This is a genomic window from Dictyobacter arantiisoli (assembly GCF_008326305.1).
Classification (GTDB): Bacteria; Chloroflexota; Ktedonobacteria; order Ktedonobacterales; family Ktedonobacteraceae; genus Dictyobacter; species Dictyobacter arantiisoli.
In genome coordinates, this window is sequence record NZ_BIXY01000101.1 from 11,091 (window position 1) to 22,117 (window position 11,027).

The 11,027-nt window shown below is 51.8% G+C and carries 7 protein-coding genes and 1 pseudogene; 7 read left to right on the forward strand and 1 reads right to left on the reverse strand.

Annotated features, from left to right (window positions below; translation table 11 throughout):
- Positions 1-1,342: 1,342 nt before the first annotated feature.
- Positions 1,343-1,795 carry an RNA polymerase sigma factor gene (locus tag F1593_RS23990; RefSeq protein WP_149404094.1) on the forward strand — a complete coding sequence of 151 codons (453 nt, stop codon included), beginning with the start codon at positions 1,343-1,345 and terminating at the stop codon, positions 1,793-1,795.
- 230 nt (positions 1,796-2,025) lie between these two features.
- Here the strand turns inward: F1593_RS23990 and F1593_RS23995 are convergent, their stop codons facing one another.
- Positions 2,026-3,372 (reverse strand): PQQ-like beta-propeller repeat protein, encoded by a 1,347-nt coding sequence (locus F1593_RS23995; protein WP_172632409.1) that lies wholly within the window; start codon positions 3,370-3,372, stop codon positions 2,026-2,028.
- Between the two features lie 443 nt (positions 3,373-3,815).
- On the opposite strand from F1593_RS23995, the gene F1593_RS24000 reads away from it, so the two are divergent.
- The 6 genes and pseudogenes from F1593_RS24000 to F1593_RS29470 form a co-directional block, all read left to right on the forward strand.
- Positions 3,816-4,517 (forward strand): alpha/beta fold hydrolase, encoded by a 702-nt coding sequence (locus F1593_RS24000; RefSeq protein ID WP_172632410.1) that lies wholly within the window; start codon positions 3,816-3,818, stop codon positions 4,515-4,517.
- 500 nt (positions 4,518-5,017) lie between these two features.
- Positions 5,018-5,626: a TetR/AcrR family transcriptional regulator gene (locus F1593_RS24005; protein ID WP_149404097.1), complete on the forward strand. Its 609-nt coding sequence runs from the start codon at positions 5,018-5,020 to the stop codon at positions 5,624-5,626.
- A gap of 257 nt (positions 5,627-5,883) precedes the next feature.
- Positions 5,884-7,110: a macrolide family glycosyltransferase gene (locus F1593_RS24010; protein ID WP_149404098.1), complete on the forward strand. Its 1,227-nt coding sequence runs from the start codon at positions 5,884-5,886 to the stop codon at positions 7,108-7,110.
- 637 nt (positions 7,111-7,747) lie between these two features.
- A complete protein-coding gene (locus F1593_RS24015; protein ID WP_149404099.1) occupies positions 7,748-8,923 on the forward strand; it encodes a WD40/YVTN/BNR-like repeat-containing protein in 1,176 nt (391 codons plus the stop codon).
- 411 nt (positions 8,924-9,334) lie between these two features.
- Positions 9,335-10,573, forward strand: coding sequence for an IS110 family RNA-guided transposase (locus F1593_RS24020; protein ID WP_149404100.1), 1,239 nt, complete (start codon positions 9,335-9,337; stop codon positions 10,571-10,573).
- Positions 10,574-10,900: 327 nt separating this feature from the next.
- Positions 10,901-11,027: pseudogene (locus tag F1593_RS29470) on the forward strand (IS110 family transposase); the annotation flags it as partial.

Sequence of the window (11,027 nt, forward strand, 5' to 3'; positions counted from 1 at the left end):
CACTACTTTGATGAACATGATCGCCAGGCGGTACAAAAACGGTTGGTTCGCCGTCTCGAAACCCTCGGCTATCAGGTCCAGTTAACCATCGCTGCCACGGACACGTAAAACTTCCCACACGACCGAGACAATGCAGAGAAAGACCGAAATTGCCATGGCTTGCCTCTTTTTCCGATGCCCTACCATGACTGCACGTCCGCTTGCACTCCTCCCCACCCCTGAGTTTTGTTTATTTTCAGGAGAATATCCTCTTTCGGATCGATTCCTCTGCAACTTCAGCCTTCCCTCGTTCATCCGGCGGCGAGGTTGGTATCTTTCAGTATCCTCTTTCGGATCGATTCCTCTGCAACACGAGATGGTCAAGGACCGCCAACTAATGACGATCAGGCTTTCAGTATCCTCTTTCGGATCGATTCCTCTGCAACAAGAGAAAGTGAGGAGAAAACCATGCTTGTTTTGAGCTTTCAGTATCCTCTTTCGGATCGATTCCTCTGCAACATTATTCCCTGCAACGCAGAGGGAAACACCACAACACTTTCAGTATCCTCTTTCGGATCGATGCCTCTGCAACACAGGAGACACGTAAGCGCTTCCAATATATGCGGCACTTTCAGTATCCTCTTTCGGATCGATGCCTCTGCAACAGAGTATATCATGATAACAAGCTTATATCAATGTGGTTCTTTCAGTATCCTCTTTCGGATCGATGCCTCTGCAACAGAGTATATCATGATAACAAGCTTATATCAATGTGGTTCTTTCAGTATCCTCTTTCGGATCGATGCCTCTGCAACCGAGGGGTGCGCAATAGCTTTTTCTGGCAAATATGACCTGCGGTTTGCGCAAGGGCCTTGTTTTGGCTTCTGAGGGCCGCGTGTTCTCTTCATTTATACGTGATTTTAGCGTTCAAGTCAAGGGGTTTCGAAAATCGTTTTTTGTGTCCACCTACGGTAGGGTTTTCGGATGCACTTTTGCAGGTTAAATAACTTCAGATCATATCATGCCTGGTTGTAAGTTCTTAATCAGGGCGGGTTTCTGTCCTGATTGAGAAGGCTATCCTGATGATGACTGGTGATTTTCGAAATGGGGCCATGAGGAGCCTGTTTTTTAAGTGCAGAGATAGGAAATCTGTTCAAACCCATCTCGTCTATCACAAGCGGTTATCACTAGCGGTTATCACTAGCGGTCTTGCTTGTGCCGGGGCGGTGGTGTATAAGGAAAATGACGAGTTTTGTTGAGTTCTGTCTCCGTTTTTGGAAATCTCCGATATAGATAGATAGTGTTAACACCATCGAAGAACTCGAAAATAATTGCACGTGCTTTTATCAGGAATGAAAACAAAATGAACAGTAGTTATTCGCTCGCTCCAGAGATGATTGAGGAAGAAACCAGTCTCATTGAAGCAGCTAAACGTGATCTTACGGCTTTTGAGCCTCTGTATCAGCGCTATATGGTGCGTATCTATCACTATCTATTTCTACGAGTTGGGAATGCAGAAGACGCGGCTGATCTGACACAGCAGGTATTTCTCAAGGCTTTAAGTTCCTTGCCCAACTATCATCCACGGGGAGTGCCCTTCGCCGCCTGGCTATTTCGCATCGCCTATTATACTGTCAGCGATGTCTATCGCCAGAAAGTTGTGACCATTTCCTGGGATTTTCTTTCCCAGGATCGGTTGGTCGCTGAGATCAATCCCGAGCTATTTGCTATTCAACGGGAGCGGCTTACCCAATTGGCTCAGCTGTTGGCGCAGCTAGATCCTTATAAACGCGAACTGCATAAAAACAACCAGTGAACGTGCAAACAGCACTCCAAAAATAAAGTCTACCATGAGGCCCTATTTTTGGAGTGCTATTCTTTGATTTTATGCGGCCAGAAGACAATGCGTTGAATCATGGAAGAGATTTCCAGAGTAGCTATTTTTACTACTTCCTTTCCTTTTCAAGCTGTATATTGCCTTCTTCCTGGAAACGGATCAGATCTACGGTGGCTACACGATCCCGCTGGAGCAGGATGTGTTCTTGACTAGGGTACAAGATTTAACGCTGAAATTGGTTCCTGGTATTCCAGCAATTTGCCTATTTTGTATTGCCATGCAGTTTTGCCGTTGGTGAGATTGATGGCGTAGATGGTATAGTTCCAGAATGTGTTGCTGCTACCAGAAACATAGGCCCCACCTTCATGTGTGCCGGTTTGTACATACAGATACCCGTTACTCACCAGACTTTCCCCAGTACCTCCTCTGGTAGGAAGAGAAACAGGATGTTGCGCTACCTTTTTTCCACTCTGCATATCGAATTCCTGTAATGTGAGAGGTTGGCTGTCATCGAGGATCAGGAGTTTCCCCTCTACAATATACGTGAGCGGAGGCAAGCAAAGGTCTTCAGTAGTACACGGTTGATTCAGCAGCGTGGTTTGCCAGCGTAAAACACCGTGCTGTGAGTCAAGTATCTGGAGCGTCTCGTGGTTATCCTTATCGAACATAGATTGAATAACGATAGCATCCCCGCTGACCAATAGCTTCTGGGGCAAGTGGTAACCCGCTTGAGAATGCCACAATGCTTTCCCTGTTTTTGACTCAAAGGCAAAGACCTTAAAAGGATTTAGTGATACCTTTTGCAGCCCCCCTACGGTGCCTACCCCTGTGTTGATGGCATCCGTATTGGCATAGATGCAACCATTTAGCAGGTGAAGATTATCAAAAAAGCTTGATCGATCAGGTAGGCGTTGTTCCCAGAGTTTCTTGCCAGTATGAGCATCGAGGGCATATAACGGATTCCCTGCATAATAGAGAACGCCGTCCACCACAGAGGGTGGATCAAATGAGCTATTTCCCCATAGTTCCCCCTCGAAGTGCCAGCGATCACGGCCTGTTGAGCTATCAATTGCATAGATAATAGGCACTCCTTGCGTGGAAGTTGCTTTCGCATAGAGTGTATCATCAGAGACCGTGATGCTCGCCCCATTCGGAAATCGGGCCGCATCTTTCCACAGTTGCACGCCAGTCTGCATATTCAGTGCCAGGACACCGCCATCGGCTAACTGGATATACAGCTGCTTCTTATCAAAGACCACATTCATGATGCTGGCCCTGGTCTCGGCCTGCTGGGCCAGGGTCAGTATGACCGCATAGTGCCAGAGCTCTTTGCCATTGCTACCATTCAATACATAGACAGTATGTTCAAGCATCACACAGATCAGATTATCGTTCATGACCTGAACCTGCATACTGCTGCCGATGATACGATTAGGCCTGGATGGCTGTTGAAGTGGATGCTGCCAGACAACGGAACCATTCTGTCCACTCAGCCTGTATACCGCATCTTTATAGCCAATATACAGATCCTGTGGAGTGCTCTTAGCCGGTATCACGTTTGCTCCTCTGTTTGCTAGCACCGCTTGATGCGTCTGCTGCGAAACAACGATCCAACCTACCACTAATAAACATGCGACGATAATGCTAGAGAAAATGCTCCACCAACGGAGACCTGACGCTTTTCGATGAGATCTCAAAATAGACTTTTCTTCCATGCTCGGATACCCCAGTGTTCATTCTGCTTCACTTGACTTTTCATAACGCACAGAGATGTATGCAATAAATAGACGAAAAAACGCGTAAGGAAGTTCCTGCTATTCCGCATAAATTCTTTATAAAGAAGATGTAAATAGCGTTGAGTTATGCTATTACCTGGGCGAAGACTTCAACCAGATTTCTCGGAGGATGCTTTTTTCTGTCTCTATTGAGACACCATGTAGCATAGACTACTAACCTCGGATGGGCATGCCTACCCGAGCACAGGAAGGAAGTGAAGCACGTGAGTACGCTCCCTAATATCGTGTTGGTACATGGAGCCTGGGCCGACGGCTCCAGTTGGAGTGCCGTCATTGAGCGTCTGCAAGCTGACGGCTACCATGTCACCGCACCCCAGTTTCCGATGACCACGCTGGCCGAGAATGTCGCCAGACTGCGCCAGGTGCTAGCCTTGCAGAATGGTCCGACCATCGTCGCCGGCCACTCGTACGGTGGTCAGATCATCGCCGCGCTTGGCGCAGACGCACCGGGCGTCGTCGGTCTGGTCTACATCGCGGCCTTTGGACTTGATGAGGGCGAATCAATCGGTGCGCTATTGTCGCAGGGACCACCGACCCCGGCAGTGGCACACCTCATCATCGACCAGCAGGGCTTCGCCTGGCTACCAGAGGACGACTTTGTGAACCACTTCGCCGCTGACGTTGATCCGGTGAAGGCCAGGGCCATGTATGCGGTGCAGCAGCCGTTGTCCATGGCTGCCCTTTCGGACGTGATGGGTGTCCCGGCCTGGAAGTCGCTGCCATCCTGGTACCTGGTTGCTGGTAACGATCAAGTGATCCTGCCCGATGCCGAGCGTCTGTTCGCCAGGCGCATGGGAGCCACCACCGTCGAGGTCCCGACGAATCATGTGGCGATGGTCTCCCACCCCGATGACGTGGTGAAGCTCATCGAGACAGCTGCCAAAACGGTGCTGGTCGCAAACTAAGACGAAGCGCCTTGCCTGCTCAGGAGACTCCAGCACTCATTGTGCTTCGGATTCTTACACACGTCAGTCGAATGAGTCAATGTCGTGTGTCAATACGACACTGACTCATGTCACAACCTTTCAGCTGGGCTCAGCGCCAGCAACTGAATCCTCCCGCTTACCTATCAAGGACTTTGCAAAATGTCTTGACCCCGTTTTGCGGGTAGTGCTCGAAAAAAAACACGCTACACACAACCCTTTGCGAGTACCACAGGTGCGAGGAATACGGATCATTGACAAGCCTGGACGCGAGTTTCTACTGATGACCTGGCGCGAATGATGGATACCTCTGAAGCACTCTAAACGAAAACCATGCCGCACCGCACTTATCTACTTTGCGACTCCAAGGCATCTTCCTTAAGGTTCATAACGCTGAGCCTCTCACTTCCCCCTTGACAATCCTCTCTTTCACGTCTACACTATGTAAGTGAACAATCACATACATAGAAAGGGAGGGTGGAATGGCGGGAGAGACACGCCAGAAGATTTTAGAGGCTACGGAGCGGCTGATTAAGATGAGGGGCCTGGCACGGGTGACGACCAAGGAGATTTCGCGGGAGGTCGGGCTTTCGGAGGGAGCGTTATACAGGCATTTTGAGCACAAGGAAGAGATCATCTTCACGCTTGTCGCGCGCTACCTACCAAGCTTTCTTCATGCTTTTGAGACGCATCTGCCGGGTACAGGGGATGTTGAGGGCAATCTAACGGCGATCATGCTGGCCGGAATGGAGTACTTTGGGGAATTGATCCCAATGAGCGCCTCTTTTCTGGCTGACACAGAACTGCTCGTGCAATATCGTCAGAAGATGAGCCAGGTGAAAGCCGGACCAAATGGTGGAGGGCCGCAGCATATCGAGAATCTGCTGGCAACCTATCTGGGCGAGGAGCGGCAATTAGGGCGCTTGCAAGCGTCCATCGCGCCCAGGGAACTGGCGATTTTGCTGCTAGGCGCGTGCTTTCAGTATACCTACCTCTCTCAGTTGATGGGCAATCCGCCTGCTGACAGAGAGCGGGAGCAATATGTGCAAGAGCTGGTCCAAGGAATTCTAGGCAGTTCTCAGCCTTCCTGAACTGAACGGCAGTGCGGGCGAAGATATACTCTCCATGTGTAGCGTGAATGTTTGCATATGGTCAATAGTATGAGCATATGACAGTCCTGGTTACAATCCAAATTGAGAAAGAAGAGAGAAAGAGTCTTATCTTCTTCATACAAGTGATGTTTAGTTGCCAATGCGATATATTGTATACCTTAAGCAGGGAAAGGTGGTTGTTTTCTAGGAGGAAGTAACCATAGATTCCAGCTTGAGAGAACCTATCAGGGAGTAGTATGAAATATATACTTGCGAATGTGCCGGGCTTCGGACATGTCAATCCAACATTGCCAGTGGTGGAAGAGTTAGTGGCACGGGGTGAAGAGGTTGTATATTACGTGCCAGACACGTTTAAGGAAGCGGTGGAGTCCGTCGGAGCGACATTTCATCCCTATGAACTGGATCTAAGTAACATGGTGCCCCCGACTGGTATGGGCCTGGGGGGACCAATGTCAGGTATCCAGATCCAGAATGCCTTGCCATTCCGTATGATCAAGGAGAGCCAGCGCATTCTGCCTCAGGTCTTAGAGCAACTGCGGCAGGAACGTCCAGACGCGATTTTGTATGATGCAATGTGCCTCTGGGCGCGGATTGCGGCCCAGGTGTTGCATATTCCAGCCATCCAGTTACGCCCATCCTATGCCATCAACGAGCATGTGAAGCTTTTCCCGATGGGGCAGGGAAACGGAGCAGGTTCCCCGATACCGCCTCCATTTATACAGCAGATACGCGAGGATATTGCCGAGCTATGCAAGCAGTATCAACTCCCGCCCTTTGATCTTCAGAGCACCCTGGGCCATGCTGAGTCTCTCAATATTGTCTTCATGCCGAGAGCCTTTCAGCCTGCGGGCGAGACCTTTGATGAGCGCTTTGTGTTTGTGGGTCCCTCGCTTCGTCCGCGTCACGAGAAGAGCGATTTCCCATTGCAGGAGCTTGCAGGTGAGCCAGTGCTCTACATCTCCCTGGGAACGGTCTTTAATAACCAGCTTGAGTTCTTTAAGGGCTGCATTGATGTATTTGGCAACACGGATCAGAAGGTGGTACTCTCCTATGGCAAACGAATTCAACCAGCCGAGCTGGGTCCACTGCCTGCCAACTTTATTGCTGCGGCCTACACCCCTCAGCTAGAGGTTCTGGCGCATACCGATGTTTTCGTTACGCATGGTGGCATGAACAGTACCATGGAGAGCCTCTACAATGGGGTACCGATGGTAGTTCTTCCACAGATGATCGAGCAGCAGATGACGGCGCGCCGTGTCTCGGAGTTGGGCCTGGGCGTCATGCTAGAGTCTAGTCCTGATGCCACCCAGAAACTACGCGAAGCTGTCGAGCACGTACGTCAGGATGCCAGTTTCCGTGCGCGTGCCCGGGAGATGCAGCGTACCATTCAGCAAACAGGCGGCTATCGCGAGGCTGCTGACGCCATTATGGATTATACGCAGAAAACCTTGCAAAGGGCATAGCTTCAAAACCGAATGAGCGGTCGGGCTTTGTTGCTCATACGCTCATGTTCCCTTCGTCACTCCTTCCTTCGTTCTCTCGTTCTCTGAGAGAGGCAGAAGGAACAGGAGTGGACGATTCACGGAACCTCACCGTAAAGGACAATACCGCTAAAATAAGAGTGATTTTGACGAAAAACGTAGGTGCGTGCCGAGGTCGCAACCGAGGTGCGCTTTCCCTTTCATCGTACGACCAGTGAGCTCCAACGCTCTCCGACGTCCCCTGGCATCGCTCTTGGGGGACGGATGTGCCTACGGGCTAGCGCATCGTACGAGGATGAGGAAAGCGCACCTCGGTTGCGACCTCGGCACGCACCTACACTTCCCTTCATGATTCAGGGTGTTCCGTCAGGAGCATGGGCTATTGAAGCGGTATTGCCCGTAAAGGATGAGGCCTTCTTTGCTTGGAAGAGCAACTTCGTGTGTTAAAATTGGAAGGTCGTCAAAAAAATCTCTACTCGTAAGCAATCAGACGCTGAGGTGAGAGATGTGCATGATTCAGCTATCGACGAGCCGTCCCGTGAATGGTGCAGGAAAGGATAGAGAGCCGCAACGTTGTGCGGCAGAAAAACAAGCAAAAGCATGAAAGGAGACATATCTTATGCACATGTATCTTACGATGGAGAAAGAACTGCTTGTAGCAAGCCGACATGGTGAAACATGGGAGATAGAGACGCATCTCAACGGGATGCAAACAACCTGTCTGGCGATTGATCCTTTTCACCCCGAGCGCGTCTATTGCGGCACGTTCGGACGAGGGCTATGGTATAGCGATGATGGCGGTCATTCCTGGAAGCCCGGGGGCGATGCGGCAACAATGATGGAGCCATGGAAGGGGGATGGCATTTCCCATGGCAGAATTACAGCCGTTGCAGTGAGTCCAACAAAACAGGCCCATGGATATGGTGTGGTGTATATCGGAACGGAACCAACCGCGCTGTTTCGCTCGGAGGATGGCGGTGATACCTGGCAGGAATTGAAAACATTACGCGAACTTCCCTCAGCTCCAACATGGAGTTTTCCGCCGCGTCCTTCTACCAGTCATGCACGCTGGATTACAGCCGATCCGCTTGTACCTGGTCGCATCTTTGTCGCCATTGAGGCAGGAGCTCTCGTGCGCAGCCTGGATGGGGGCACGCACTGGGAGGACCGCACGCCCGATGGGCCAGTTGATACCCACACACTCGTCATGCATCCCCAGGCTCCTGATCGCCTGTACTCAGCGGCGGGCGATGGCTTTCCCATGCCGGGCAGGGGATATAACGAGAGCCTGGATGGCGGACAAACCTGGCAACGCCCAGATGAAGGGCTGGAGCACCAGTATCTCTGGAGCGTGGCCGTCGACCCCGCTGATCCCGATACGATCCTGGTTTCCGCCTCCTCTGATCCATTCACTGCCCATCATCACACTACCTCTCCCAGTTCAGAACATGCTGGCAACCGTGAAAGACGTCCTGCATGGGCGAATACCGGCACTCCTGCGCAGGTCCCAGCTCAGGGAAACGCGCAAGAAAGAGCAAATCAATATTCAGCCCTGTATCGTAAGAGCCAGGGTACTGCGTGGCAGCGGATCCCTGCCGGCCTGCCTGATCCTCAGGGAATGGTGGTTCCCGTAGTTACCAGCCACAGAACAGAGCCAGGCGTTTTCTACGCTCTCAGCAACAAGGGACTTTATCGTTCTCCTGACGCAGGACAATCCTGGGAAAATGCCGGGATTGCGTGGAAGCCTGAATATACACATCAACGTGCAATGGCACTGGTAGTGAGCGATCTGTAGGGGCATCTTCTCGTGGCATTGACTCCAACAAATCGGCAATCTATCCAAAAACGGCTCGTTCGGCGCATAGAGAAACCAGGTTATCAGGTGGACTTGCAACCAGCACCCCAGGTCGCTTGAGAGGCTGGCTTCCTTTGTATTTTTCAGAAGAGAAGAGTAGATTATGGACCCAAGGTCCACCATCAGGGATGAAAATGCGTGTGAATCAGTGGGGACCAGTGCTGGCCAAGGTCGCGGATACTGTCGCGTCTCGAACCGGACTTTACAGTAGGACCTGGGTGCCTCAAGGATCATCAGGTGTCGCTCCCGTTTGGGAAGCACGTAGGAGAGCTTTTGCTTTACTCCTGCACCCCCGGCTGGTTCCCTCTGTTCGTTTGTTGTTCTTTTCCTTTCCTCACTGGGAGGTTGGTTATGGAGATTCTCTATCCCCGTTGTGCCGGACTCGATGTTCACAAAAAGAGTCTGGTTGCCTGCATCTTGCTCCCTGATGCACAGGGACATCAGTGCAAGCAATTTCATTCCTTCTCGACCATGCTCTCCGATCTGCAACGCCTGCGTGACCTGCTGACTTCCCTGCGCGTCACCCATGTCGCCATGGAGAGTACCGGGGTCTTCTGGAAGCCCATCTACAATGTGCTGGAAGACCACTTCACTTTACTTGTGGTCAATGCCCAGCATATTAAGGCTGTCCCTGGTCGCAAAACGGACAGCAAAGACGCTGAATGGATTGCTGACTTGCTGCAGCATGGTCTCTTGCGTCCCAGCTTTGTGCCTTCTCGCCAGCAACGCGACTTGCGCGAACTGACCCGCTATCGCACCAGCCTCGTCCAGGAACGCGCTCGCACCATCTTGCGTCTGCAAAAGATCCTGGAAGATGCCAATCTCAAGCTGGCATCCGTCGTCTCTGATCTCACTGGAACTTCTGCGCATGCGATCCTGCACGCGCTGCTCGATGGCACCACCGATCCCAGTGTGCTTGCCCAACTCGCGTGTGGACGCTTACGCTCCAAGCGCGATCTGCTCGAACAAGCGCTGGCTGGAACCTTGCGTCCCCATCATCGTTTTCTGGTCACCGAGCAACTCGCCCTCATCGATGCCCTGGATGACTCCATCGAGCATCTCTGCACCCAGATTGCTGAGTTGATGCGCCCTTTTGAAGATCTCTGCACCCTGCTGTGCACGATCCCCGGCATTGGCCGTCGGACTGCGGAAATCTTGCTCGCCGAATTGGGTCCCGATATGACGCATTTCCCCAGTGCCCGCCACTTAGCCTCCTGGGCCGGGATGTGTCCTGGCAATCGGCAAAGCGCTGGGAAACGACTCAAGAGTCCCATGCGCAAAGGCAATCCCTGGTTACGCTCGGCACTGGTGGAGGCTGCTCATGCGGCGGCACGCAGTTCTTCCACCTATCTCTCAGCCCAGTATCAGCGCCTGGCAGCGCGCCGCGGAGCCAACAAAGCCACTGTAGCCCTTGGGCACACGTTGCTCGTCATCATTTATCAGATACTCTCAAAAAAGGAGGTCTATCACGATCTGGGAAGCAACTACTTTGATGAACATGATCGCCAGGCGGTACAAAAACGGTTGGTTCGCCGTCTCGAAACCCTCGGCTATCAGGTCCAGTTAACCATCGCTGCCACGGACACGTAAAACTTCCCACACGACCGAGACAATGCAGAGAAAGACCGAAATTGCCATGGCTTGCCTCTTTTTTCGAGGCCACACCATGACGACACGTCCGCTTGCACTCCTCCCCGCCCCTGAGTTTTGTTTATTTTCAGGGGAGCCACTCATGAGCTTGCAGCTCGCCACCGTCCATGAAAAAGAGTAGAATGGTACAGGACGTTCAACGCCAAGAGGTCGGTGATACACTAGTGCGATGAGCCTGAAGGGGAGTCCGACCCGGGTGCTGAGAGGTACCACCGTCTGTCGCCGTCTCGAAGAACCTTCTCGAGACGAGCACGAAGAAGAGATTCTTCATCGGGAGTCTATTGGAAACCCATTTTTAACATCTTGGAAGGCCACGCTGAACTCCTGGTCGTAAACGCGCAGCACATCAAAGCAGTGCCTGGGCGCAAGACCGATGTGCGCGACGCAGAGTGGA